This window comes from Leyella stercorea (assembly GCF_019052365.1).
In the GTDB taxonomy this organism is placed as follows: Bacteria; Bacteroidota; Bacteroidia; order Bacteroidales; family Bacteroidaceae; genus Prevotella.
This window is the reverse complement of the sequence record NZ_JAHQUY010000001.1, coordinates 22431-47961: the sequence shown is the minus strand read 5'-3', so window position 1 is coordinate 47961 and position 25531 is coordinate 22431. Positions and strand designations below refer to the sequence as shown.

17 protein-coding genes and 2 tRNA genes are annotated in these 25531 nt (G+C 54.9%); 11 read left to right on the top strand and 8 right to left on the bottom strand.

Going from position 1 to position 25531, the window contains the following annotated elements; all coding sequences use genetic code 11:
* Nucleotides 1-139: 139 nt before the first annotated feature.
* Together KTQ90_RS00175 and KTQ90_RS00170 are read right to left on the bottom strand one after the other, a co-directional pair.
* Nucleotides 140-805, bottom strand: coding sequence for a SprT-like domain-containing protein (locus KTQ90_RS00175; RefSeq protein WP_217316747.1), 666 nt, complete (start codon nucleotides 803-805; stop codon nucleotides 140-142).
* Nucleotide 806: 1 nt separating this feature from the next.
* A complete protein-coding gene (locus KTQ90_RS00170) occupies nucleotides 807-1373 on the bottom strand; it encodes a peroxiredoxin family protein (RefSeq protein WP_217316746.1) in 567 nt (188 codons plus the stop codon).
* A gap of 152 nt (nucleotides 1374-1525) precedes the next feature.
* On the opposite strand from KTQ90_RS00170, the gene KTQ90_RS00165 reads away from it, so the two are divergent.
* Nucleotides 1526-1873, top strand: coding sequence for a hypothetical protein (locus KTQ90_RS00165; protein ID WP_217316745.1), 348 nt, complete (start codon nucleotides 1526-1528; stop codon nucleotides 1871-1873).
* A 346-nt stretch (nucleotides 1874-2219) separates the two neighbouring features.
* Here the strand turns inward: KTQ90_RS00165 and KTQ90_RS00160 are convergent, their stop codons facing one another.
* The 6 genes from KTQ90_RS00160 to rsfS form a co-directional block, all read right to left on the bottom strand.
* Entirely contained in the window at nucleotides 2220-3647 is a 1428-nt protein-coding gene (locus KTQ90_RS00160; RefSeq protein WP_217316744.1) for an ATP-dependent DNA helicase, read from the bottom strand.
* Between the two features lie 19 nt (nucleotides 3648-3666).
* The gene (dacB, locus tag KTQ90_RS00155) at nucleotides 3667-4932 is read right to left on the bottom strand and encodes a D-alanyl-D-alanine carboxypeptidase/D-alanyl-D-alanine endopeptidase (RefSeq protein WP_022159232.1); all 1266 of its coding nucleotides are present in this window, start codon (nucleotides 4930-4932) and stop codon (nucleotides 3667-3669) included.
* Between the two features lie 64 nt (nucleotides 4933-4996).
* Nucleotides 4997-5398 (bottom strand): PH domain-containing protein, encoded by a 402-nt coding sequence (locus KTQ90_RS00150; protein WP_217316743.1) that lies wholly within the window; start codon nucleotides 5396-5398, stop codon nucleotides 4997-4999.
* Between the two features lie 171 nt (nucleotides 5399-5569).
* A complete protein-coding gene (locus KTQ90_RS00145; protein ID WP_217316742.1) occupies nucleotides 5570-6439 on the bottom strand; it encodes a phosphatidate cytidylyltransferase in 870 nt (289 codons plus the stop codon).
* Nucleotides 6440-6450: 11 nt separating this feature from the next.
* Nucleotides 6451-8574, bottom strand: coding sequence for an ATP-dependent zinc metalloprotease FtsH (gene ftsH, locus KTQ90_RS00140; protein WP_217316741.1), 2124 nt, complete (start codon nucleotides 8572-8574; stop codon nucleotides 6451-6453).
* 13 nt (nucleotides 8575-8587) lie between these two features.
* Complete coding sequence (gene rsfS, locus KTQ90_RS00135; protein ID WP_022159228.1) at nucleotides 8588-8947, bottom strand: ribosome silencing factor; 360 nt, start codon at nucleotides 8945-8947, stop codon at nucleotides 8588-8590.
* Nucleotides 8948-9214: 267 nt separating this feature from the next.
* Between rsfS and KTQ90_RS00130 the strand changes: the two genes are divergently transcribed.
* The 10 genes from KTQ90_RS00130 (at nucleotide 9215) to dnaE (ending at nucleotide 25374) form a co-directional block, all read left to right on the top strand.
* A tRNA-Gln gene (locus KTQ90_RS00130) sits at nucleotides 9215-9285 on the top strand.
* A 69-nt stretch (nucleotides 9286-9354) separates the two neighbouring features.
* A tRNA-Gln gene (locus tag KTQ90_RS00125) sits at nucleotides 9355-9425 on the top strand.
* A gap of 164 nt (nucleotides 9426-9589) precedes the next feature.
* Nucleotides 9590-11497 (top strand): 1-deoxy-D-xylulose-5-phosphate synthase, encoded by a 1908-nt coding sequence (gene dxs / locus KTQ90_RS00120; RefSeq protein WP_217316740.1) that lies wholly within the window; start codon nucleotides 9590-9592, stop codon nucleotides 11495-11497.
* A 189-nt stretch (nucleotides 11498-11686) separates the two neighbouring features.
* The gene (gene trkA / locus KTQ90_RS00115) at nucleotides 11687-13030 is read left to right on the top strand and encodes a Trk system potassium transporter TrkA (RefSeq protein ID WP_217316739.1); all 1344 of its coding nucleotides are present in this window, start codon (nucleotides 11687-11689) and stop codon (nucleotides 13028-13030) included.
* Nucleotides 13030-14481 carry a TrkH family potassium uptake protein gene (locus KTQ90_RS00110; protein ID WP_217316738.1) on the top strand — a complete coding sequence of 484 codons (1452 nt, stop codon included), beginning with the start codon at nucleotides 13030-13032 and terminating at the stop codon, nucleotides 14479-14481. The genes trkA and KTQ90_RS00110 overlap by 1 nt, the downstream gene beginning before the upstream one ends.
* Nucleotides 14482-14809: 328 nt before the next feature.
* A complete protein-coding gene (gene ftcD, locus KTQ90_RS00105) occupies nucleotides 14810-16516 on the top strand; it encodes a glutamate formimidoyltransferase (protein WP_217316737.1) in 1707 nt (568 codons plus the stop codon).
* 177 nt (nucleotides 16517-16693) lie between these two features.
* Nucleotides 16694-18697, top strand: a complete 2004-nt coding sequence (locus tag KTQ90_RS00100) for a urocanate hydratase (protein WP_217316736.1) — start codon at nucleotides 16694-16696, stop codon at nucleotides 18695-18697.
* A 165-nt stretch (nucleotides 18698-18862) separates the two neighbouring features.
* The gene (gene hutH / locus KTQ90_RS00095; protein WP_217316735.1) at nucleotides 18863-20341 is read left to right on the top strand and encodes a histidine ammonia-lyase; all 1479 of its coding nucleotides are present in this window, start codon (nucleotides 18863-18865) and stop codon (nucleotides 20339-20341) included.
* Nucleotides 20338-21570, top strand: coding sequence for an imidazolonepropionase (gene hutI / locus KTQ90_RS00090; protein WP_217316734.1), 1233 nt, complete (start codon nucleotides 20338-20340; stop codon nucleotides 21568-21570). Before hutH ends, hutI begins: the two co-directional genes overlap by 4 nt.
* A gap of 75 nt (nucleotides 21571-21645) precedes the next feature.
* Nucleotides 21646-25374, top strand: a complete 3729-nt coding sequence (dnaE, locus tag KTQ90_RS00085) for a DNA polymerase III subunit alpha (RefSeq protein WP_217316733.1) — start codon at nucleotides 21646-21648, stop codon at nucleotides 25372-25374.
* Nucleotides 25375-25531 lie beyond the last annotated feature (157 nt).

The following is a 25531-nucleotide window of genomic DNA, read 5'->3' as shown; positions in this document are numbered from 1 at the left end:
CGTATCGCGTTCGCCGCCCGATCGGATTCCGTTCGCCGCCCGATCAGATTCCGTTCGCCGCCCGATCAGATTCCGTACGCCGTCCAATCAGATTCCGTTCGCCGTCCGATGATAAAATCAAACAAATCACACTACATTTCTACGGCTCCTTCAACGCTAACGGCTGCATTGCAGCCGTTTTTTCGTTATATACGTCTATAGAAACGCGGCGTGCACGCAGAGAACGCACGCAGGGGAAGTCGAGGAAGTAAGGGTCTAAGCTGACATACCAACGATGGTTGACAATATTACGACAGTTGCGTAACGCATCGTACACCTTGCGTATCGCCTTCTTGTTGACAACCGTGAGCATACGCCCGCCATCGTCGAGCTCGATGGCAAGCACGAGAAAATAATTTGCAACCGTAATCTTGCGCTGAACCGGTGTTAACTTATGGTTGCGCATCGACGACGTGATGGTTATGTTCCAGCCGTGCTCGTTGTTTAGCTGCTGCATAATCTGGCGAAACACTTTGCCGTGCGACGATGTGTCGGAGATGTTTTTATACGCGATATAATAATGAATCATTTCGTGCAGCAGCGTCTCCTGAAACTCGCGCTCCGAGCACTCGTAGTAGGTGCTGATGCGTATGGTGAAGTCGGTGTACGTCCAACGCAGCAGCTTGCGCACGCGGCGGCACGACATGGTACCCAGTCGGGTGCGTGCCTTCGAAAGTGCAATACGAGGCACAGGCAGCTCATCGCCGAAATAATCGGCGTTGAACTGCCTGAACCATGCGTGCAATATGTCTATAGTAAGCGCCATCCTACTCGGCGCAGTCAGGATAAACGGAGTGGAGATAAGCGCTCACCTTGTCGGACACGACGGTGGCGAGCGCCACCTTGCCCTGCGGGTCGATGACGTAGATGGTAGGAATCCAGCCGATGTGGTAAGCCTTAGCCACGGGCGACTCACGCATCTGTTTCAAGTCGCTCACCTGCGTGTATTCGATGCCGAGCTTAGCCACGCCGTTCTTCCACGACTCCATATTCTTGTCGAACGACACGCCCACGAAAGCCACGCCCTTGGCGCCGAACTTCTTGTAGAGCTGCATGATGAACGGTGAGTCCTTGCGACAGTCGGGGCACCACGAAGCCCAGAAGTCGAGCACTACGTAGCGTCCGCGCAGGTCTTTCAGCTCGAAAGGCTTGCCGTCGATGGTGTTCAGCGTGATGTCGGGCGCGTCTGCGCCTGCCTTCAGCAGGTCGGTGGCATACTTCTGGTCGAGGTCTGTCGCCTTAGCCGCAGGAACTTCTGTCGGCGCCTGCGCATGGATGGCTGCAGGAGCTGCGATGAGCGCCAAAGCCATAAGCATAGTCTTGAGTGTATTCATATTCTTTGAGGTTTATTATCTATATGTTTGTTGCAAATGTATGAATAAAATTTCATTCGGCAAAGGTGGCGCGGATAAAAATGCGGTGCAGCGCTTGCAGGTAACAACTCTTTTACTTAAATTTGCAGAATTAAACAAACCGTAATAAGAATATGAAAAACAAGGTATCATTGGCAAACGCGGGCTACGCGCTTTTTCTTTTGTTCTTCGCACTGGAGCCGCTGCTGGGCAAGTGGGACGCTTACTGGTACGCCTTGTGCGGCTTGGCTGTGGTGTTAGGCGTAGTGCTCGTTGTGGGCATCGTGTGCATCTTCAGACGCAAGGTGTCTACGGACGACTGCATGGATGCAATTAAAAAACATTCGCCCGCCTGCTTCGTCTTCTGCCTCCTCGGCGCAGCGCTCAGCTATGTCTACGATGAGCAGATGTTCTATTTCTGGAATTTCATGGTGGTGCTCGAAGGCTCCAGCTTCGTGGCGCGGCTATTCAAGAAGGCTTAAGAAACAAAAAAGCCCAGTACACTTCACAACGTACTGGGCAGAAGAGAGAGAGAAATTTATGCGTTAAGTTCGTTAATCTGACTTATCACTTCGTCGTTCGTGCGCTGCATCTTGAGGAAGATGCGGAAGGCGAAGATCAAACCGCAGACGCCACCGATGACACCGCCAACACGGCGTATATCGTGCTACGGTTGTCTCTCACAAGCTGCGAGAATTGTTGCTCTGTTGTGTTCATTTGCTTGTTGTTTATTACTTTTTCTGCTCTTTAGACGCACAGAAGGTGGAGTTTGCTACAGAAAAAAGTTGTGTTTTTTCGAGGTATATAAAAAAAGAATGGCTACAACCGCTACTCTTCCGTCTGCGTCTTAGGCCAATTGACGAGGAAGAGTTTCTCCGTGGCGCGCGTGAAAGCCGTGTAGAGCCAATGGATATAGTCGGGCGTGAGCATTTCGTCGGTCATATAGCCTTGGTCTACGTAGACGTGCGCCCACTGTCCGCCCTGCGCCTTATGGCACGTGACGGCATAGGCGTACTTTATCTGCAACGCATTGTAGAAGGGATCGGCTTTCAGACGCTTGTAGCGCTCGGGCTTGGTGCGCACATCGGCGTAGTCTGCCATCACCTCGTCGAAGAGCTGCTGACTCTGTTCGCGTGTGAGCGCTGGCGCCTCGGTGGCGAGCGTGTCGGTGAGCGCCGTCACCTGCAACTCGTAGTTGTCGTAGTCGGGGAACTGCAGCCAGAGGTCGACGAAGTGGAAGCCGTAGAGGTCGCGGCGGTTGCGCACGCGCTGTATCACGGCACGGTCGCCGTTGGCTATGAACGCCGGTGTCGACGTGTCCTCAGCCTTCTTCTGCTCGGTCCAGTAGTAGCTGTTCTTCACAACCATGAGCCAGTCGCCCGACGTGAGTTCCTCCTCACGCCAAAGCACTTGGTTGCGTATGCCCTGATTGTATATATTGGCGCGCTTGTTGGAGCGCGTAACAACCATCGTCTCGTCCATGCCCACCTGAGAATAGCTCGTGGCGAGCGTCTCGATGAGTTCGTCGCCCGGCACGCAGACGATGTCGGGGAAGCCGCTGAAGCGAATCTTGGGCAGGGCTGTCGCCTCGTCGTGCGTAATCATCTGGCGTATCACCGTGGCGTTGTAGAGTATGCCCGACTGCTGGCTCTGGCGCAGCACCTCGCGCAGGTCGCTCTCGTAGACGGTGAGTCCGTAGCCGGAGATGAACGCTGAGGAGAGAGCCGGCGACTCCTCCTCGCCTACCGGCGGCAGCTGAGCCTTGTCGCCGATGAGCACCAAGCGGCAGTTGCGACCCGAATAGACGAACTGCACAAGGTCGTCGAGCAGACAGCCCGTGCCGAACACCGACTCGCGCAAGCCTTCGTTGGCTATCATCGACGACTCGTCGACGAGAAACAGCGTGTCGGTCATCATGTTCGGGGCAAGCGAGAACGAACCGCCGAGCGACTGCTGGCGGTAGATGCGGCGGTGGATGGTGGAAGCCTGCACGCCTGAGTTCAAGGCGAACACTTTCGCAGCACGACCCGTCGGCGCAAGCAGAACAACGCGCTGCTTCAACGCGAGCATCGTGCGCACTATGGCGCCGGAGAGCGTCGTCTTACCCGTACCTGCCGAACCGCGCAACAGCATTGCCACATGGTCGTCACGGTCGGCGAGGAACTCGGCGAAGGTGTCGATGGCGTGCTGCTGGTCGGCGGTAGGCTCAAAGCCGAGCGCCTGCACAATGAGTGTCTTATAGTTTATAGCGTACACTTCGTTTTTTTTAATAAAGCTACGGCTGGCACAGCACGGTGCAGACACGGTCCTGGAAAGCGCGACCGTTGCTGTGGTGCTGTATGCCCTGGTTGATGATGGAGAATGCGAGATGGTGTCCGTTGGCTGCCGTGCAATAGCCGGCAAGCGACGATACGCCCTGCACGGTGCCGGTCTTGGCGTGTACGTTGCCGGCGGTGAACACACCCTTCATGCGCTTGCGCAGCGTTCCGTCTTCGCCGGCGATGGGCAGAGACGGGCGCAGGTGCATGTAGATATTGTTGTTGCGGAACGCATAGCGCAGAAGTTGCACTTCGAGTTCAGCCGAGAGATAGTTGTAGAGCGAGAGTCCGCTGCCGTCGGCTATCTCGTAGCGTTTCGGGTTAAGCCCCACCTTCGATATCAGCTTGTTTATTATGCCGCGAGCTTGCTTTGCCGACGCATGCTTTGTGCCGGTAGACGCTGCCAACTGGTAGAACATCGACTCGGCGTAGAGGTTGTCGCTCTTCTTCATCATGCGCATCAGTATCTGGTCGATGGTGTGGAAGCGGCGACAGATGCAAAAAGCGTCGCCGGGGCGCTGCGCCTCGCCTGCCTTGCCTTCAAAAACGATGTTGTCGGCAAGCAGGTTGCTCACAAAGCGCTCTACGAACGCGTCTTTCCTACTGATGAGCAGCGGCGAGAGCACGGGGCTGTCGTCGTCCCAGCACCATCCGGCGCCGAACTGGTCGGCGTCTTTCATCGACTTGTCGGCATAGATATTGCCGCGAATGGTGTCGACGCCCATCTTGTGGATTGCTTCGACAAAGGCACGCATGTCGTCGGAGTTGAAGCGCGGGTCGAAGCCGCCCACACAGTAGATGTCGCCCGTAAGCGTGCGGTCGCTCACTTCACCGGTATAGCACAGCTCGGTCTTGAACTGATAGCTGCCGCCCAAGCGGTCGATAGCTGCTATCGCCGTGACGAGTTTCATCGTAGACGCCGGGCGCAGAAGCAGACGCGCGTTGTGACTGTAGAGCACCGAGTCGGCATCGAGGTCGTAAACCATCATTCCGACTGTACTTGTCTCGAACATATCGTGCTGAAGCAAATTGTCCAAGTGTTTTGCCACAGCAATATTCCACGGCAAAGCCTGCTCCGTCACCTTGAACGTGTCGGGCATCAGCGTGTCGGCTACCGCCGAACTGTCGTCTTCGTCAAACTCAATATCTGTCTGTGCCGTTGCTCCTGATGCGAAGAGGAACGCCACGAGGGTCAATACATATTTATATATATAGTCTTTCATGCTTGTTTATACATATAGCCTTAACTGTCTGTTTATATAGCCTTAAATGTCTGTTTATATAGCCTTAAATGCTTGTTATTTTTTGTCTGCGACGTATTTCTTCGATGAATTCTTTTGTCTGCTGCGGCTGTGCATAAGTTATCTTTCCGCAACCGTATTCTATCACGATGTGGCGCGCCGTGAACAATGTGCCTCGCACCGCACGTGCCGCTATTATCTCGTTGACGGCAATAGTTGTGCTCTTGCCAAGTCTGCCACGTACTATCACGAGGTTGCCGTCTGCGGTGAATGTGTATGTGGTGTGTACCAAGCGGTCGACACCTGCCGCGCCAAGCAACAGACACACGAAGCCTAACGCAGGGGTTATGCCGCTGCGCACAAGGAAACACCACAGAGCTACAACTGCCAACAATACTATCGTGGCTATGCCCTGCAGGCTGACGTTATGATGGAATGTTCGGTTCATAATGCAAATCTACTATTTTTTTGTGATACAGACAAGCGATACACAACAAAACAGCCCGACCATCATTGCGACGAATGATGATCGGGCGATTTAATTTACATTTCTATTAAATCGTATATTCTAATTTCAGACTACTCGCAAATGTTGGTTTTATTACTCGCAAATGCTGAATTAGAAAATCGTGAGTGTGTAAAGATAGACTACCGCTGCGGGGAACGCCATCAGCGAAGAGTCGAAACGGTCGAGCATTCCGCCGTGACCGGGCAGGATGTTGCCAGAATCCTTGATGCCGATGGTGCGCTTGAAGAGCGACTCAACAAGGTCGCCCCATGTGCCGAAGAACACAACCACGAGGCCCAAGCCCATCCACTGCGGTATGCTGAGGGCCAGTTCCGCAGCGCCGTTGTGCAGAGAAGATGTCTCGTAGAGACCAACGCCTGCTGCAACAGCGAGTACAAGGATGCCGCCTCCGATGCTTCCTTCCCAACTCTTGCCCGGACTAACACGCGGGAAGAGTTTGTGCTTGCCGAAGAGCGAACCGCTGAGGTAAGCGCCAGTGTCGTTTGTCCAAAGGAAAACAAACACGCTAAGCGGCAACAGATAGTTGTAAACCACGCCGTCTGCACCCGCACGGAATGCGAGTACGTTGATTGTAGACAACGGCAATGCGATATACATCTGAGCAAGCATTGTATACGCCCAGTTGTTTATCGGATTCGGCGCCTTTGTGTAGAGTTCGGCGATGAACAGATAGACGATAGTAAGCAAGTAAGGGATGAACACTGCCGACGGAACGATGCCCGAGCAATAGCCAGCGATACTGAAGAACAAGTACACGCCGGCAACGGTGGTGATGAGACGGTTCGTTGTGACGCCTTCTATGTCGTTCACAATGCCCGTAAACTCCCAGATGGTGAGTCCGGTGACCAATGCGAACAGAAGTATCATCGCCTCCGGACGCAAGAAACACGTGACAATGGCTGCTACGAAGAGCACACCGGTGATGGCACGTACAATGAAGTTTTTCATTTTATCGCTCATAATGCTTACGTTTATTTGTTTTCTGTCTGTTCAGCCGCGTCGTCAGCTGCATTTTCCGCTGCATCAACCGGCTTTTCTACAGATTCAGCATCAGTATTTTCAGACTTGTCTGTAGGAAGTGCAGCCTGCTTCGCCAATGATTCCTCGTGTTCTTTCTGCGCCTGGCGCACAGCCTCCGGCATATCTTCAAGTTTCGGTGTGTTGTCGTCGATGATTTCCTCAGAACGACTCACCCACGGACGCTTTCCGAAGATGCGCTCCACGTCCTCTGCAAAGATTACCTCACGAGTCATGAGGAGTTCGGCGAGTTCGTTGTGACCCGCAGCGTGCTCCTTAAGCAAAGCCTTGGCACGTGCATACTCGTCGTTCACCATCTTCAGCACCTCGTCGTCGATGATCTTAGCCGTTGTCTCCGAGTAAGGACGCTGGAACTGATACTCCTGGTTGTTGTAGTAGCAGATATTCGGCAGACGATCGCTCATGCCGGCGTAGGCAACCATGCCGAAAGCCGACTTTGTAGCGCGTTCGAGGTCGTTCATAGCGCCGGTAGAAATGTGTCCGGTGAAGAGTTCTTCGGCTGCACGACCGCCAAGCAGTGCGCACATCTCGTCGAGCATCTGCTCCTTTGTTGTGATCTGACGTTCTTCGGGCAGATACCAAGCTGCTCCGAGCGCTCTGCCACGCGGCACGATGCTCACCTTAACGAGCGGATTGGCGTGCTCGCAGAACCAAGAAACGGTAGCGTGACCAGCCTCATGCAGCGCTATTGTGCGCTTCTCTGACTCAGTCATTACCTTTGTCTTCTTCTCCAGACCGCCGATGATGCGGTCTACTGCGTCGAGGAAGTCCTGCTTGCCTACCTTGTTGCTATTATGGCGTGCGGCGATAAGCGCCGCCTCGTTGCACACATTGGCGATATCTGCACCCGAGAAGCCCGGCGTCTGACGCGAGAGGAAGTCGATGTCCACCGTCTCGTCTATCTTCACCTTTCTCAGATGCACCTGGAATATCTCCTTACGCTCTGTAAGGTCGGGCAGATCGACCGTAATCTGACGGTCGAAACGTCCGGCACGAAGCAATGCCTTGTCGAGCATATCAGCACGGTTGGTGGCAGCGAGGATGATAACACCGCTGTTTGTGCCGAAACCGTCCATCTCTGTAAGCAAAGCGTTAAGCGTATTCTCGCGCTCATCGTTGCCGCCCATTGCCGGATTCTTGCTACGTGCACGACCTACGGCGTCGATCTCGTCGATGAAGATAATGCACGGAGCCTTCTCCTTTGCCTGACGGAAGAGGTCGCGGACACGACTTGCACCCACGCCGACGAACATCTCCACGAAGTCGGAACCGCTCATAGAGAAGAACGGAACGCCTGCTTCGCCTGCCACAGCCTTTGCGAGCAATGTCTTACCGGTGCCCGGAGGGCCTACAAGGAGTGCTCCCTTAGGAATCTTACCACCAAGTTCGGTATACTTCTGCGGTTGCTTGAGGAAGTCGACAATCTCCTGCACCTCCTGCTTTGCGCCAACCTGACCCGCTACGTCCTTGAACGTGATGCCGAGGTCGTTGCCCTTCTCATACATCTGCGCCTTCGACTTGCCGACGTTGAAAACTCCGCCGCCAGCTCCGCCGCCGCCCATGCGGCGCATCATGAAGAGCCACAAGAATACGAAGAAGATAATCGGACCGAAGGTGTAGAACAGCGTCATGAGTCCGGAGTTGGAGTCCTTCTCGTAGCTGAAATCGAGTATCTTGCCACTCTTCATTGCAGAAGAGAGATAGTTGTCTACGCCGTCAACCGAGCCGTATGTAACTTCTACATACGGTTTCTGACCAACCTGCTGCGCTGACTTGCCGAACACGTCGCGGATTTTGTCCGGACGCACGTACATACGCAGCGTTCCGTTGTCCTTGTTCACAACCACACTGCGTGCATAGCCCTTGTCGACATACACCTGAAACTTGGTGTACGTAGCTTCCTGACCAGCAGCACCGCCGTCGAAGAAGCCCTTGCCGCCATCTGTAAAGAACAGCAAAGCCAGCATCACGATGATAATCGTGTAGATCCAGTTCATGTTGAACTTAGGCATCTTCGGCTGATTGTTATCGCCAGATGGATTATTGTTTGTGTTCATATTAACCTAACTATTAATCGAGATTCGGAATGTTCGTAACCTTAGCGTCCTCCCAGAGGTTCTCAAGGTTGTAGAAGTCGCGTGCTTCCGGTATGAAGATGTGCACGATAACCTCCACGTAGTCCATTGCCACCCAGTAAGCCTGCGGCAGACCGACTGTATGTACCGGCTTTTCGCCAGCCTCAATGCGTGCCGTCTCACATACAGAGTCGGCGATAGCCTCCACCTGCGAGGGCGAGTTGCCCTGACAGATTACGAAGTAGCTTGCTATATTGCCGTCGATACCACGGAGGTCGGCGATTGTGATGTCCTGTCCTTTCTTCTCTTGAATACCTTTTACGATGGCTTCAACCAACTTGTCTTTAATTTCCATTTACTATTGTCCTTGTTTAATGATATATTCTGATGTATATTTTCGGTGTATATTATATAATGTATATATTATTTAATGTGACTACATTTATATACCTGCTTTTTAAGCCGTACAAAGATACAGCGATTTATCCGAAAAACGACTTAAAACCACGGAAAATGGCTTTTTATTAGATTTTATTAAAAAAAATCAGCGAAAAATATTGCCGTTCTAAAAATTATTCGTAACTTTGCACTCGCAATAAGGGAACAAGTTGCAATAACATATTGGGATATGGTGTAATGGTAACACTGCAGATTCTGGTCCTGCCTTTCCTGGTTCGAGTCCGGGTATCCCAACTTTGAGCGACATTCTTCTTATTAAGAGGGATGTTTTTTATTGCGATAGAGTTCCGATTTTGCAAACATTGGGATATGGTGTAATGGTAACACTGCAGATTCTGGTCCTGCCTTTCCTGGTTCGAGTCCGGGTATCCCAACTCAAAGCATTCATCTTTCAAAGATGGATGCTTTTTTTGTATACAATAAATACCCTATATTACTTTTTTTACGTAACTTTGCATGGAATAGGAGGTCTGCTGCCTTCTATCGCAAAAAAGGATTCAGAAGATTTCAAAAAGACATCAGTATATTTCAACAATATATGAGCACCGACAACTTGGAATTATTAGACAAGATACAGTATCCCGACGACCTCCGCAAGTTGCCCATTGAGCAACTGCCGGAGCTCTGCGCCGAACTGCGTCAGGACATTGTGAAGGAATTGTCCGTCAACCCCGGACACCTTGCGTCGTCGCTTGGCGTGGTGGAGCTGACGGTGGCGTTGCACTACGTGCTGAACACGCCCTACGACCGCATCGTGTGGGACGTAGGACATCAGGCGTACGGCCACAAGATACTCACCGGACGCAAGGACCAGTTCTACACTAACCGCAAACTGGGCGGCATACGCCCGTTCCCGTCCCCGAAAGAAAGCGAGTACGACACATTCACGTGCGGACACGCCTCCAACTCCATCTCCGTGGCGTTGGGCATGGCTGTGGCTGCGCATAAGAACAACGACACAGACCGACACGTCGTAGCCGTAATAGGCGACGGCGCGATGTCTGGCGGACTGGCATTTGAGGGTCTCAACAACGTATCGTCGTCGCCCAACGACCTGCTCATCATCCTCAACGACAACGACATGAGCATCGACCACGCTGTGGGCGGCATGGAGAAATACCTGCTCAACCTCGACACCAACGCCACATACAACCGCTTGCGCGACCGCGCTTCGAAGTGGCTCCACTCGAAGGGCTATCTCAACGACGACCGTCGCAAGGGACTCATACGCCTCAACAACGCCATCAAGTCGGCGCTTGCCCACCAGCAGAACATCTTCGAGGGCATGAACATACGCTACTTCGGTCCGTTCGACGGCAACAACGTGGTGGAACTAGTGCGCATACTCAACCAGCTGAAGGACATGCGCGGTCCGAAGCTCCTGCACCTGCACACGGTGAAGGGCAAGGGATACAAACCTGCCGAGGAAGCGGCTACGATATGGCACGCACCTGGCAAGTTCGACCCCGATACGGGCGAACGACTCACCGGCGACACTTCGTCGCAGCCGCTGCGCTACCAGGACGTGTTCGGACGCACTATCATCGAACTTGCGAAGCAGAACCCGAAGATAGTGGGCGTAACGCCGGCTATGCCTACGGGTTGCTCTCTCGACCTGATGATGCACGAGATGCCCGACCGCGTCTTCGACGTGGGCATCGCCGAAGGACATGCCGTTACGTTCTCAGCCGGAATGGCTAAAGACGGACTGATGCCGTTCTGCAATATATATAGCGCCTTCTCGCAGCGCGCATACGACAACATAGTGCACGACGCGGCGATACTCAATCTGCCGCTCGTACTGTGCTTAGACCGCGCCGGACTGGTTGGCGAGGACGGCGCTACGCACCACGGCGTGCTCGACATCGCCGCATTGCGCCCCGTGCCCAACCTCACGCTCTGCTCGCCTATGGACGAGTGCGAGCTGCGCCGCATGATGTACACAGCTCAACTGCCCGACAAGGGCACGGTAGTGATACGCTACCCGCGCGGCAGAGGTGTGCGTCGCGACGACTGGCATTGTGCGCTTGAAGAGATACCCGTCGGCAAGGGCCGCTGCATACGCGAAGGCAGCGATGTAGCGGTGCTCAGCTACGGACCTATCGGCAACGATGTGGAGAAAGCTATCAACGAGCTTGCCGCTGAGGGCTGCACACTCAGCGTAGCCCACTACGACATGCGCTTCTGCAAACCGCTCGACGAGGCGCTCCTGCAGGACATCGCAGCGAAGTTCAAGCGCATCATCACCATCGAGGATGCGCAGCGCACGGGCGGCTTCGGTTCGGCTGTGCTCGAGTGGATGAGCGACAACGACAAGCAGGTGAAGGTGGTGCGCATGGGCATACCCGACCGTTTCATCGAGCACGGCACCGTGGCTCAGCTTCAGCACATTGCGGGCATTGACGTAGAAGCGATTAAAGCACGAATAAAGAATTTTGAGTTTTGAGTTTTGAATTTTGAATTATGCGCTGCGCGCATTTTGAATTTATGAGTTGAGAGTTATGAATTCAAAATCAGCGAAACCGACAATTCAAAAATCAAAATTCAAAAATCAAAACTCCTACGCAAATCTCAACACCCCACCATCTCAACACCTCAACACCTCACCAACATCACACCATCAAAACAAAAGAACATGAAAATCATTATATCTGGCGCATACGCCATCGGCTGCCACCTCGCACGACTGCTCTCGCGCGAACACGAGGACATCGTGGTTATGGACACCGACGAGGAGCGCTTCTCACATATCGGTTCCGATGTAGACATCCTCACGATGGAGGCATCGTCAACGAGCATCGAGGCGCTGAAGAACGCCGGTGCGGAGAAAGCCGACTTGTTCATTGCCGTGACACCCGACGAGAGCAAGAACATGAACTCGTGCGTGTTGGCGAAGGCGCTGGGCACCAAGAAGACCGTGGCAAAGATAGACAACGCGGAGTATATCGCGCCCGACCTGCAGGAGTTTTTCTCGCAGCTCGGCGTCAGCAAACTCATCTACCCGGAGATGCTTGCAGCCACCGACATCAACAACGGACTGAAGATGTCGTGGGTGCGCCAGCGCTGGGACGTGCACGGCGGAGCATTGGTTATGCTCGGCGTGAAGCTGCGCGAGACATGTACCATCCTCGACCGACCGATGCGCGAGATCTGCGGACCAGATGATCCGTACCACATCGTGGCTATCAAGCGCGCCGGCGAGACCATCATCCCTGGCGGTAACGACTGCTTGCAGATGTACGACCTCGCCTACTTCATGACTACCAAGCAGTACATACCCTACATCCGCAAGATTGTGGGCAAGGAGCACTACGTAGACGTGAAGAACGTGATGATTATGGGCGGCGGAGCGACAGCTGTGCGTACCGTGAAGACCATGCCTTCGTACATGGACGTGAAGATTATAGAAACCGACGAGCAGCGCTGCGAGCGCCTCAACGCCCTTCTCGAGGACGAGAAGGCGCTCATCATCAACGGCGACGGACGCGACCTCACACTGCTCATCGAGGAAGGCATCAAGAACACGCAGGCGTTCGTGGCTCTCACGGGCAACGCCGAGACTAATATCCTCGCCTGCCTTACGGCGAAGCGCATGGGTGTGCGCAAGACGGTGGCTATGGTAGAGAACATCGACTACGTGAGCATGGCTGAGAGTCTGGATATCGGCACAATCATCAACAAGAAGTCGATTGCGGCGAGCCACATCTATCAGATGATGCTCGACGCCAACGTTCACAACGTGCGCTTCCTGATGACTGCCAACGCCGACGTTGCCGAGTTCATACCGTCGGAAGGTTCGAAGGTGACGCAGAAGCCCGTGAAGGACCTCGGTCTGCCGGTAGGCATGACCATCGGCGGACTGGTGCGTGACGGCGTAGGTCTGCTCGTGTCGGGTAACACCATGATTCAGCCCGGCGACTCGGTAATGGTATTCTGCCACAACGTCAACATGAAGAAAATAGAGAAGTTCTTTCTGTAATGATAAACCTGAAACTTTTATATAAAATCATCGGTTCGCTGCTCTTCATCGAGACAACGATGTTCCTCGTGTGCCTTGGCGTCGCCATAGGCTACGAGGAGGAAGATATTTTCCCGTTCGCTTGCTCAGTCATTATCTCTGCAAGCGTCGGCCTCACGATGCGTCTGCTTGGACGCAAGTGCGAAAACTCACTATCGCGTCGCGACGCCTATCTCGTAGTGACGCTCACCTGGGTAGTGTTCTCACTCTTCGGCACCCTACCCTTCCTCATTGGCGGCTACCTACAGTCGTTCACAGACGCATTCTTTGAAACCATGTCGGGCTTCACCACCACCGGAGCCACCATCATCGACGACGTCTCCACGCTGCCCCACGGCATATTGTTCTGGCGTTCGTTCATGCAGTGGATAGGCGGTTTGGGTATAGTGTTCTTCACCATCGCCCTTCTGCCCTCGTTTGTAGGCGGAAGCGTGAAGGTGTTCGCCGCCGAAGCCACGGGCCCTATCAAGACCAAGCTGCACCCGCGCCTCAGCACCAACGCCAAGTGGATATGGGTGGTTTACCTCTGCATCACGCTGCTCTGCATCGGTTCGCTGATGCTTGCCGGCATGACGCCGTTCCGCAGCATCAACTACAGTATGGCGACGGCGGCAACGGGTGGCTTCGCGGTAGACAGCGACTACTCGGTGTTCACGCCCGCCGTGCAGTACATCCTCACGTTCTTCTGCTTCGTATCGGGCGTCAATTTCACCTTATTATATATATCCGTCTCTAAGCGCAAGCTGTCCACGCTGCTCAAGAGTGCCGAGTGCCGTCTATATCTCTCCATGGTTTTAGGCTGCGCTGCGTTCATAGCCTTCGAACTGATGTGGAAGAACGACTACGCTCTGGAGCCAGCCGTGCGCAGCAGTCTGTTCCATGTGGTGTCGTTCATCACCAGTACGGGTCTGTTGGCAGACGACCCTGCCAAGTGGGCGCACGTGACGTGGGTGGTGCTCGCCGTGTGTATGTTCCTCGGTCCATGCTCGGGCTCTACGGGCGGTGGCTTCAAGTGCATCCGCGGCGTCATGCTTCTGAAGGTGATAAAGAACGAGTTCCGCCAGATGCTCCACCCCAACGCCGTTCTGCCGGTAAAGATAGACGGTGTGAACGTGCCGCAAAGCAAGCGCGTAACGCTGCTGGCTTTCCTCACGAGCTACCTCATCCTGTGTCTCATATGCTCGTTCTCGATGATTGCGATGGGCATCGACAACACCAACGCCATCACCATCACGCTGAGTACGCTCGGCAACGTCGGACCGACGCTCGGTCTTGAGATCGGACCGACCATGTCGTGGAGCATTCTGCCCGACACGGCGAAGTGGATATGCTCCATACTGATGCTCATCGGACGTCTTGAGATATTCACGGTTCTTGTGATATTCACGCCGCAGTTCTGGAAGGAGAACTAAAAAAGAAGTTCTGAAGAAGAATCAAGCCGTAATATCTGTCAATCTGAAACCTATATTCCTATAATGAGTCATCGTTCTCCGAACGCAATCCAATCGGACGGCGAACGCAATCCAATCGGACGGCGGACGCAATCCGATCTGACACCGTACGGAGAACGATGACTCATGCTATATCTGCAAGCCCCTTCTTTTGTGCTTTTATTAGGGTTTGTTTAGTTTTTTCGTGCCTTTTTACTTGCTCCAAACTGCCATTTTTGCTATATTTGCAACCGTATCTTTGATACTTTTGCATTAAAACAAATTTACTACTAACATAATATCTTACACTATGGCAAAAACAAAGCAGATTGTAGAGTGTGTGCCTAACTTCAGCGAAGGCCGCGACTTGAACGTTATTCGTCAGATCACTGACGCAGTGGAGAGCGTTAAGGGTGTTAAGTTGCTCGACGTAGACCCGGGCGAAGCAACCAACCGCACAGTCGTAACCTTCGTTGGCGAACCCGACGACGTCGTGGAGGCTGCTTTCAGAGCAGTGGGCAAAGCCGCTCAACTTATAGATATGCGTCAGCATCACGGTGCGCATCCGCGTATCGGCGCCACCGACGTACTGCCGATTGTTCCGGTGAGCGGCATCACGCTTGAGGAGTGCGCAGAGATTTCGCGCCAGCTCGCCAAGCGCATCGCCGACGAACTCAACATTCCGTGCTATTGCTACGAGGCAGCGGCGTTCAAGCCGGAGCGCAAGAACCTCGCCGTGTGCCGCAAGGGCGAATACGAGGGCATCGCCGAGCGTATCGACGACGACGCTGAGGCGCCCGACTTCGGCAGACGTCCGTTCGACGAGCAGGTGGCTCGCACTGGCTGCACCGTCGTAGGAGCACGCGACTTTCTCATCGCCGTCAACTTCAATCTCAACACTACTTCTACACGCCGCGCCAACGCCATCGCGTTCGACGTGCGCGAGAAGGGTCGCCCCATGCGCGAAGGCAACCCCATCACCGGCAAGAAGCTCTGCTACGCCGACGGCACGCCTATCATGAAGCCCGGCACGCTGAAGTGTACGAAGGCTATCGGATGGTATATCGACGAATACGGCATCGCTCAGGTGTCGATGAACATCACCAATATCAATGTAACGCCGCTGCACAAGGCGTTCGACGAGGTGTGCCGCTGCGCTCAGAACCGCGGCGTGCGCGTTACGGGCACAGAGATTGTGGGGCTCGTGCCGGAGCGCACCCTGCTCGAAGCCGGTCGCTACTTCCTCGCTAAGCAGCAGCGCTCGGCTGGCATACCGAAGAAGGACATTCTCAACATCGCCATCAAGTCGCTCGGACTCTCCGACCTCAAGGAGTTCAAGCCCGAGGAGAAGATTATAGAATACGTAATGGCAGCAGGCGCAGAGAAGCAGAACCTGCTCGTAGACCTCACCGTGAAGGGCTTTGCCGAGGAGACATCGCGCGAGAGTCCGGCTCCTGGAGGCGGATCGGTTTCGGCATACATGGGCGCACTGGGCGCATCGTTAGCTACGATGGTGGCTAACCTGTCGAGCCACAAGCCGGGATGGGACGATCAATGGGACGAGTTCGCTGCCGTTGCCGAGGAAGGCATAGCTCTGCAGGAGCGTCTGCTCCACCTCGTAGACGAGGATACAGAGGCGTTCAACCGCATCATGGCTGCCTTCGGAATGCCGAAGAACACGCCTGAGGAGAAGGCTGCACGCTCGGAGGCTATACAGACCGCTACGCTCTTCGCTACGGAGGTGCCGCTGGAGACGATGAAGGCTTCGTTCGAGGTGTTCGACGTTTGCCGCAAGATGGTAGAAAAGGGCAACCCGAACAGCGTGTCGGATGCTGGCGTGGGCGCATTGGCAGCGCGCGCAGCTGTGCTCGGTGCTGGAATGAACGTGAAGATTAACGCCGGCTCGCTGAAAGACCGCAAAAAGGCTGAAGCGCTCATCGCCGAGGCTAACGAGCTTATAGCCAAGGCAAACAGCGAAGAGGCTGAGATTACAAAACTCGTTGAAGAGAAACTATAGCCCCTCCCCGCCCTCCCCATCGGGGAGGGAGAGCTGGCAGCGAAACTATTAACCATAACCCAACTCAGCCCCCTCCCTGACGGGGAGGGAGAGCTGGCAGCGAAACAATTAATCATAGCCCAACTCACCCCCTCCCCGATGGGGAGGGATGGGGAGGGGCTTCTAAAACATTATCCTATGACATTTGCAGAAGAGATACGCTTGGGCATACCCGACTTCCTTCCCGAACCGATGCCCTACGACCCGAATATAAATCATGCGCCGAAGCGCAAGGAGATACTCAACCACGAAGAGAGGAAGCTGGCGCTACGCAACGCACTGCGCTACTTCCCGAAACAGTTGCACGCACAACTGGCGCCGGAGTTCATCGCCGAACTCGACACGTACGGACGCATCTATATGTACCGCTATCGCCCTACATACGATATGTACGCACGCCCCATCGACGAGTATCCGCACCGCTCCGAGCAGGCTGCCGCCATCATGCTCATGATTCAGAACAACCTTAACCCCGAAGTGGCTCAACATCCGCATGAGCTTATCGTCTACGGAGGCAACGGCGCCATCTTCCAGAACTGGGCGCAGTACCGACTCACGATGAAATATCTCAGCGAGATGACCGACGAGCAGACGCTCGTGATGTACTCGGGTCATCCGCTCGGACTCTTCCCGTCGCATCCGAACGCTCCGCGCGTAGTGGTGACGAACGGAATGGTGATACCCAACTACTCGAAGCCCGACGACTGGGAGCGCCTGAACGCTCTCGGCGTGAGCCAGTACGGACAGATGACTGCCGGATCGTACATGTACATCGGTCCGCAGGGCATCGTGCACGGCACAACCATCACCGTGCTCAACGCGGCGCGCAAGCAGCGCAGCGAGAAGGGCGGACCGCAGGACATTCGCGGCATGCTTTTCGTGTCGTCGGGCCTGGGCGGCATGTCGGGCGCTCAGCCTAAGGCTGGCAACATCGCCGGCGTGGTGAGCGTGGTGGCAGAGATTAACCCACTGGCGGCGAAGAAGCGCTACGACCAGGGATGGGTGGACGAACTGCACGACAATCTCGACGAACTCATACCTGCCATAAAGCGCAGCGTGGAAGAGAAACGCACGGTGTCGATGGCTTACGTGGGCAACGTGGTAGACCTCTGGGAGCGTCTTGCCGACGAAGGCGTACACGTGGACATAGGCAGCGACCAGACCTCGCTCCACAACCCGTGGGCAGGCGGCTACTATCCTGCCGACCTCACGCTCGAGGAGTCGAAGACGATGATGGCTGAGAACCCCGACGAGTTCCGCAAGCATGTGCAGGCGTCGCTGTGCCGCCAGGTGGCTGCCATCAACCGCCTCGCCGCCAACGGCATGTACTTCTTCGACTACGGCAACGCATTCCTCCTGCAGTCGAAGCGCGCAGGTGCCGACATCTGCACAGAGGACGGCAAATTCCGCTATCCGTCGTACGTGCAGGACATCATGGGACCGATGTTCTTCGACTACGGATTCGGTCCGTTCCGCTGGGTATGCACATCGGGCGACCCTGCCGACCTTGCCAAGACCGACGAGATTGCGGCACGTGTGCTTGAGGAGATAATGAAGAACTCGCCCGACGAGATAAAGGGACAGATGGCTGACAACATCCACTGGATTGTGGAGGCAGGCAGAAACCAGCTTGTGGTGGGTTCGCAGGCTCGCATCCTCTACGCCGACGCTGAAGGTCGTGCGAAGATTGCATTAGCGTTCAACGAGGCTATACGCAAGGGCGAGATAACCCGACCCATCGTGCTCGGACGCGACCATCACGACGTGTCGGGCACCGACTCACCGTTCCGCGAGACAAGCAACATCTACGACGGTTCGCAGTTCTGCGCCGACATGGCTGTGCAGAACGTCATCGGCGACTCGTTCCGCGGCGCTACATGGGTGTCGCTGCACAACGGTGGCGGCGTAGGCTGGGGCGAAGTGATAAACGGCGGCTTCGGCATGGTGATAGACGGTAGCGCAGACAGCGACCGACACATCAGCGAGATGTTGTTCTGGGACGTGAACAACGGCATCGCACGCCGTGCATGGGCACGCAACGAAGGCTCTATCCACAGCATAGAGCGCGAGATGCAGCGTTCGCACGGACTGCAGGTCACGATGCCGAGCATCGTCGACGACGACATCATCAATCTAATATAGTAATATCAGGGGGTGCACTTGTCTCAAGTGCACCAACCAAGAAGAATAGTGCTAACAGATAGATTGGTGCACTTCTTGCTCTGGCAAGCGGCAAAGCCGAGCGGAGACAAGTGCACCCCCTGAATTGGCACCCCTTCCTCAACAACCAAATAAGAAACAACGACAATGAAAAAACATCAGATTTCAGCCGAGCATCTCTCAATCGAGCGTATTGGCGAGGTGGTTTATGGCGGCTACAAGATAGAACTGAGTGACGACGCGCAGAAGCGCATCGTGAAGTGTAGAGAATATCTCGACCGAAAGATTGCGGAGACCACCGCTCCTATCTACGGCGTTACAACAGGCTTCGGCTCGCTCTGCAACGTGAGCATCGGCGCCGACGACTTAGCGCAGCTGCAGATAAACCTTATGATGTCGCATGCTTGCGGCACGGGCGACCGTGTGCCTAACGACATCGTGAAGATTATGCTGCTCTTGAAGATACAGTCGCTCAGCTACGGCTTCTCGGGTTGCCAGCTCGTAACCGTAAACCGACTCATCGACTTCTTCAACAACGACATATATCCTGTGGTATACATGCAGGGCTCGCTCGGCGCATCGGGCGACCTCGTTCCGCTGGCTCACCTTACGCTCCCGCTCGTCGGTCTCGGCGAAGTGGAGGTAGACGGCAAGGTGATTAGCGGCGAAGAGATGCTGCAGAAGTTCAACTGGCAGCCTATCCAGCTCGCATCGAAAGAGGGTCTGGCGCTGCTCAACGGCACGCAGAACATGGGTGCGTTCGCTGTATGGGCGCTGCTGCAGTCGCATCGTCTGAGCGATTGGGCAGACAAGATTGCGGCTATGTCGCTCGACGCCTACTACGGACTCACGGCGCCTTTCACCGACGCTGTGCATCAGGTACGTCCGCACAAGGGACAGATCGTCACTGCGGCTCGCATGAGAGAGCTGCTCAAGGGCAGTGAGATTGTGGAGAAGCCGAAATCGTACGTGCAGGACCCGTATTCGTTCAGATGCATTCCGCAGGTTCACGGTACGGTGAAGGATACCATTGCATACGTCGACTCCGTGATTGACGTCGAGGTGAACTCAGCAACCGACAACCCTACCGTTTGTCCTGACGAAGACCTCATCATCTCTGCCGGCAACTTCCACGGCGAACCGATTGCCATGCCGATGGACTTCCTCTCGATAGCCATGTGCGAACTCTCGAACATCTCCGAGCGTCGCATCTACAAGCTCATCAGCGGCACACGCGGTCTGCCGAGCTTCCTCGTAGCAAGTCCGGGTCTGAACAGCGGTTTCATGATTCCGCAGTACACAGCCGCATCGGTGGTGAGCCTCAACAAGTCGCTCGCTACGCCGTCGTCTGTAGACAGCATCCCGTCGAGCCAGGGTCAGGAAGATCATGTGAGCATGGGTGCCAATGCAGCCATCAAGCTATATAAGGTGGTGCTCAATACGGAGCGCGTGCTTGCCATCGAACTCTTCAACGCGGCTCAGGCTCTCGAGTTCCGCCGTCCGCTGAAGTCGTCGCCGGCTGTAGAAGCTATTTTCAAGGAATACCGCAAGGTGGTGCCGTTCATCGTGCGCGACGAAGTAATGTATCCGCACATTGCTAACTCAATCGAATTCTTACGCAAATGAGATTATTAGTTAAGAATATAAAAACTCTCGCTGGCATCGAGCATGCGCCAAAGCTGCGCTTGCAGGGCAAGGAGATGTCTGCGTTCAACACTATCGACGACGCGTGGCTGCTCGTAGAAGACGGTCGCTTCGCTGCGTTCGGTAGTGTTGCCGACGGTATGCCGACAGACAATATCGACAAGACCATCGACGCTGAAGGCGGAATGGTTCTGCCGTCATGGTGCGACTCGCATACGCACATCGTCTTCGCAGGAAGCAGAGAGCGCGAGTTCGTCGACAAGATAAACGGACTGAGCTACGAGGAGATAGCGCGTCGCGGAGGAGGCATACTCAACTCCGCCGACTTGCTGCACAACACTTCTGAGGACGAGTTGTTCCGTCAGGCTATGCAGCGACTCGACGAGGTGATACGCAAGGGAACGGGCTGCATAGAGATAAAGAGCGGCTACGGACTGAACCTCGAGGACGAACTGAAGATGCTGCGCGTCATACAACGGATGAAGGAGGCGTCGCCTGCAAAGATTGTGTCTACGTTCCTCGGAGCGCACGCCGTGGCTCGCGGCATGACGCAAAGCGACTACGTGAAGCTCATCATCGACGAGATGATACCCGAAGTGGGTCGCCAGCATCTCGCCGACTTCATCGACGTGTTCTGCGATCGCGGCTTCTTCACGCCTGAAGAGACGGGACGTATGCTCGAAGCGGCTGCCCGATGGGGCATGCGACCGAAGATTCACGCCGACGAGCTGGCTTCGTCGGGCGGTGTGGAGATTGGCGTAAAGCATTGTGCATTGTCGGTAGACCATCTTGAGAGTATGACCGAAGAGGAAATCAACATTCTGCTTGGCAGCGAGACGACGCCAACTGTCCTGCCTGGCACGTCGTTCTTCCTCAACATGCCTTACGGCAAGGGCCGCAAGATGATTGACGCTGGCTTGGGCATAGCCGTAGCGAGCGACTACAATCCTGGTTCAACGCCGTCGGGCGACATGAAGTTTGTGGTCTCGCTTGCTTGCATCAAGATGCGCCTGCAACCCAACGAAGCACTCAACGCCGCAACACTCAACGGCGCCTACGCTATGGGCGAAAGCCACAACTACGGAAGCATCGCGAAGGGCAAGGTTGCCAACTTCTTCATCACCACCCCACTGCCGTCAGTCGACTTCATTCCATATGCCTACACCACGCCGATTGTGAAAAAGGTGGTGCTCGGAGGAAAGGAATTTTGAATTGTGAGTTTTTTTGCGTAACTTTGTAGTCATTATACTATAAAGCATTCAATAATAAAAAACCGCAACAGCACGATGGAAGACTTCATACACCTGCACGTACACACCTACTACTCCATTCTCGACGGACAGTCGCCTGTGGAAAAGCTTGTCGACAAAGCCGTGGCTAACGGCATGCGCGGCATGGCTATCACCGACCATGGCAATATGTTCGGCGTGAAAGAGCTGTTCAACTACTGCAACAAGATAAACGGCAAGCTGAAAGACCAGGGCAAGGAGCCTTTCAAGCCAATATTCGGTTGCGAGATGTACGTTGCGCGCCGCACCAAAGCCGACCGTGTCAAGGAGAAGGGCGACGCGGGCGGCTATCACCTCATCGTGCTTGCGAAGAACTACCACGGATACAAGAATCTCATCAAGCTCGTGTCGCGTGCCTGGGTAGACGGTTTCTACTCTAAACCGCGTACCGATAGAGCCGACCTCGAGAAGTATCACGAGGACCTCATCGTCTGCTCGGCATGTATCGCTGGCGAGGTGCCGGCGAAGATACTGAAGGGCGACATACCCGGTGCTCGCGAGGCCATCGAATGGCATAAGCGTGTGTTCGGAGACGACTACTATCTGGAGCTTCAGCGCCACGAGGTGAAAGATCCCAACCAGCGCGCCAACCGCGAGACATTTCCGCTGCAGCAGCGTGCCAACAAGGAGATTCTGAAACTCGCAAAGGAGTACGGCATAAAAGTAGTCTGCACCAACGACTGCCACTTCGTCGACCAGGAGAACGCCGAGGCTCACGACCACCTGCTCTGCCTCTCTACCGGAAAGGAACTTAACGACCCTACGCGTATGCTCTACTCTAAGCAGGAGTGGTTCAAGACGCGCGAGGAGATGAACGAGATATTCTCCGACGTGCCCGAAGCGCTTTCCAACACGCTCGAGATATTGGATAAGGTGGAGACCTACTCCATCGACCACTCGCCTATCATGCCGTTCTTCCCCATCCCGGCTGAATTCGGAACGGAGGAGGATACCCGCAAGCGCATCTCGCCCGAAGAACTCTTCCGCGAGTTCACCACCGACGAGAACGGCAAAGAGATAATGTCTCACGAGGAAGCCGAGAAGAAGATAAAGAAGCTCGGCGGCATCGACAAGCTCTACCGCATCAAGTTCGAAGCCGACTATCTTGCGAAGCTCGCCTACGACGGAGCGAAACGTCTCTACGGCGAACCGCTCTCCGACGAGGTGTACGAGCGAGTGAAGTTCGAGCTGCACATCATGAAGACGATGGGTTTCCCGGGCTACTTCCTCATCGTGCAGGACTTCATCAACTCGGCTCAGGACGAGCTGGGCGTCATGGTAGGTCCGGGCCGTGGCTCGGCAGCCGGTTCTGTTGTCGCCTACTGCTTGGGCATCACCAAGATCGACCCTATCAAGTACGACTTGCTGTTCGAACGTTTCCTCAACCCCGACCGTATCTCTCTCCCCGATATCGATACCGACTTCGACGACGACGGACGCGGCAAGGTGCTCGAGTGGGTGGAGGACAAGTACGGACACGATAAGGTGGCGCACATCATCACCTACGGCACGATGGCTACGAAGAACTCTATCAAGGACGTGGCTCGTGTGGAGAAGCTGCCGCTCGACATATCCAACCGTCTCTGCAAGGCTATCCCCGACAAGTTGCCCGACGGAATGAAGATGAACCTCACCAACGCCATCAAGTGCGTGCCCGAGCTTCGCGAAGCCGAAGCCAGCGCCAATCCGCAGATGGCAAACACCATAAAGTACGCAAAGATGCTCGAGGGCACCGTTCGCGGAACGGGCATCCACGCCTGCGGCACCATCATCTGCCGCGACGCCATCAGCGACTGGGTGCCTGTGTCTACGGCTGAAGACAAGAGCGACCCTGGACATAAGTTGCTCGCCACGCAGTACGACGGACACGTCATCGAGGAGACCGGACTCATCAAGATGGACTTCCTCGGACTCTCTACCCTGTCTATCATGAAGGAGACCGTCGAGAACATACGCCTCACCCACGACGGCTTCACGCTCAACCTCGACACAATACCTATCGACGACGAACTCACATATAAGCTCTATCAGGAGGGACGCACCATCGGCACGTTCCAGTTCGAGTCGGCTGGTATGCAGAAGTATCTGCGCGAGTTGCGTCCTACGGTGTTCGAGGATCTCATCGCCATGAACGCCCTCTACCGACCGGGGCCTATGGACTACATCCCGTCATTCATCGCCCGCAAGAACGGCAAGGAGCCTATCACATACGACATCCCCTGCATGGAGAAGTATCTGAAAGACACCTACGGCATCACGGTCTACCAGGAGCAGGTGATGCTCCTCTCGCGCCAGCTTGCCGACTTCACTCGTGGCGAGTCGGACGCTCTGCGTAAGGCGATGGGTAAGAAGAAGAAAGCCATCGTAGACGCCATGAAGCCGAAGTTCATCGAGGGCGGCAAGAAGAACGGACACGACCCGAAAGTGCTCGAGAAGATCTGGGGCGACTGGGAGAAGTTCGCTTCCTACGCCTTCAACAAGTCGCACGCCACATGCTACTCGTGGGTGGCTTATCAGACGGCATACCTCAAGGCGCACTACCCTGCCGAGTTCATGGCTGGCAATATGAGCCGATGCCTCAACGACATCACAAAGATTACGAAGCTCATGTCCGAATGTCAGGCTATGGGCATACCCTGCCTCGGTCCTGACGTCAACGAGTCGGAGCAGAAGTTCTCTGCCAACAAGAAGGGCGAAGTGCGCTTCGGACTCTCCGCCATCAAGGGCATGGGCGAGGCTGCTGCCACCAACATCATCGCCGAACGACATAAGAACGGACAGTACAAGGACATCTTCGACTTCGTGCAGCGTGTCAACCTCTCCGCCGTCAACCGCAAGGCGATGGAATCGCTCGCTCTGAGCGGCGGCTTCGACTCGTTCGGCATCCGCCGCGAACAATACTTCGCCCAGAACGCCAAGGGCGACACCTTTGTCGAGACACTGCTGCGCTACGGTCAGGTATACCAGTCGGAACAGTCGTCGATGCAGAACTCGCTGTTCGGCGACATGGGCGGCGTGGAGATACAGACGCCGCCGGTGCCCGAGTGCGAGCAGTGGAGCACCATGGAACTGCTGAAGCGCGAACGCGAGTTGGTGGGCATCTACCTCTCCGCACATCCGCTCGACGACTACGCCGTCGTGCTCAAGCACATGTGCAACCTCAATTGCACGCAGATTGGTCGCGAGATGGACAAGAAGGCGTTCGCCTCAATCGAGGAACTCACCTTCGGCGGCATCGTCACCTCCGTCTCTCAGCGCTGGACCAAGACCAACAAACCGTTCGGCATCGTCACCATCGAAGACTTCGAAGGCCAGGGCGAGCTGGCACTCTTCGGCGAGGAATGGACAAAATGGCAGAGCATGCTGCAGGAGGAGTATCACGTCTACATCACAGCGCAGTGCGTGCAGCGCTTCCGCAACAACCCCGATGCCTACGACATGGTGATAAAGAAGATTGAATTCCTCAGCGACGTGAAGGAGAAGTCGATAGAGAAGTTCACGGTATACATGGAAGCCACGATGTTCAACGACGCACAGCTCACAGACCTGGAGACAACGCTCAAGAGCTCCGACGGCAAGGTGCCGCTCTACATCAACATCCACGACGCCAAGAACAACACCAACATACAGCTCTACAGCCGCAACATAACGGTCGACGTGAACAAGAAACTGCTCACCTCGCTCGACGAAATGGCAGAATTGGGCGTGCGCTATGGCATCAACTAACAATTATCAACAGATTGGCACAGACTTTGATATATAATCATTATCTGTAAATAAGATAAGCTGCATCTCAACAATAAAAATAAGTGACCTTATTTTGTATTGTCTTCGATTTGCATTATCTTTGCATCGCATTGTCATTAAATAAAGAATAATCACT

Excerpts from the sequence above, each read along its gene's own strand:
- ftsH (WP_217316741.1), bottom strand. The coding sequence starts at position 8,574 with ATGAACACAAACAATAATCCATCTGGCGATAACAATCAGCCGAAGATG.
- trkA (WP_217316739.1), top strand. The coding sequence starts at position 11,687 with ATGAAAATCATTATATCTGGCGCATACGCCATCGGCTGCCACCTCGCA.
- ftcD (WP_217316737.1), top strand. The coding sequence starts at position 14,810 with ATGGCAAAAACAAAGCAGATTGTAGAGTGTGTGCCTAACTTCAGCGAA.
- KTQ90_RS00150 (WP_217316743.1), bottom strand. The coding sequence starts at position 5,398 with ATGAACCGAACATTCCATCATAACGTCAGCCTGCAGGGCATAGCCACG.
- dacB (WP_022159232.1), bottom strand. The coding sequence starts at position 4,932 with ATGAAAGACTATATATATAAATATGTATTGACCCTCGTGGCGTTCCTC.
- rsfS (WP_022159228.1), bottom strand. The coding sequence starts at position 8,947 with ATGGAAATTAAAGACAAGTTGGTTGAAGCCATCGTAAAAGGTATTCAA.
- KTQ90_RS00165 (WP_217316745.1), top strand. The coding sequence starts at position 1,526 with ATGAAAAACAAGGTATCATTGGCAAACGCGGGCTACGCGCTTTTTCTT.
- KTQ90_RS00175 (WP_217316747.1), bottom strand. The coding sequence starts at position 805 with ATGGCGCTTACTATAGACATATTGCACGCATGGTTCAGGCAGTTCAAC.
- KTQ90_RS00110 (WP_217316738.1), top strand. The coding sequence starts at position 13,030 with ATGATAAACCTGAAACTTTTATATAAAATCATCGGTTCGCTGCTCTTC.
- dnaE (WP_217316733.1), top strand. The coding sequence starts at position 21,646 with ATGGAAGACTTCATACACCTGCACGTACACACCTACTACTCCATTCTC.
- hutI (WP_217316734.1), top strand. The coding sequence starts at position 20,338 with ATGAGATTATTAGTTAAGAATATAAAAACTCTCGCTGGCATCGAGCAT.
- KTQ90_RS00170 (WP_217316746.1), bottom strand. The coding sequence starts at position 1,373 with ATGAATACACTCAAGACTATGCTTATGGCTTTGGCGCTCATCGCAGCT.
- dxs (WP_217316740.1), top strand. The coding sequence starts at position 9,590 with ATGAGCACCGACAACTTGGAATTATTAGACAAGATACAGTATCCCGAC.
- KTQ90_RS00100 (WP_217316736.1), top strand. The coding sequence starts at position 16,694 with ATGACATTTGCAGAAGAGATACGCTTGGGCATACCCGACTTCCTTCCC.
- hutH (WP_217316735.1), top strand. The coding sequence starts at position 18,863 with ATGAAAAAACATCAGATTTCAGCCGAGCATCTCTCAATCGAGCGTATT.
- KTQ90_RS00145 (WP_217316742.1), bottom strand. The coding sequence starts at position 6,439 with ATGAGCGATAAAATGAAAAACTTCATTGTACGTGCCATCACCGGTGTG.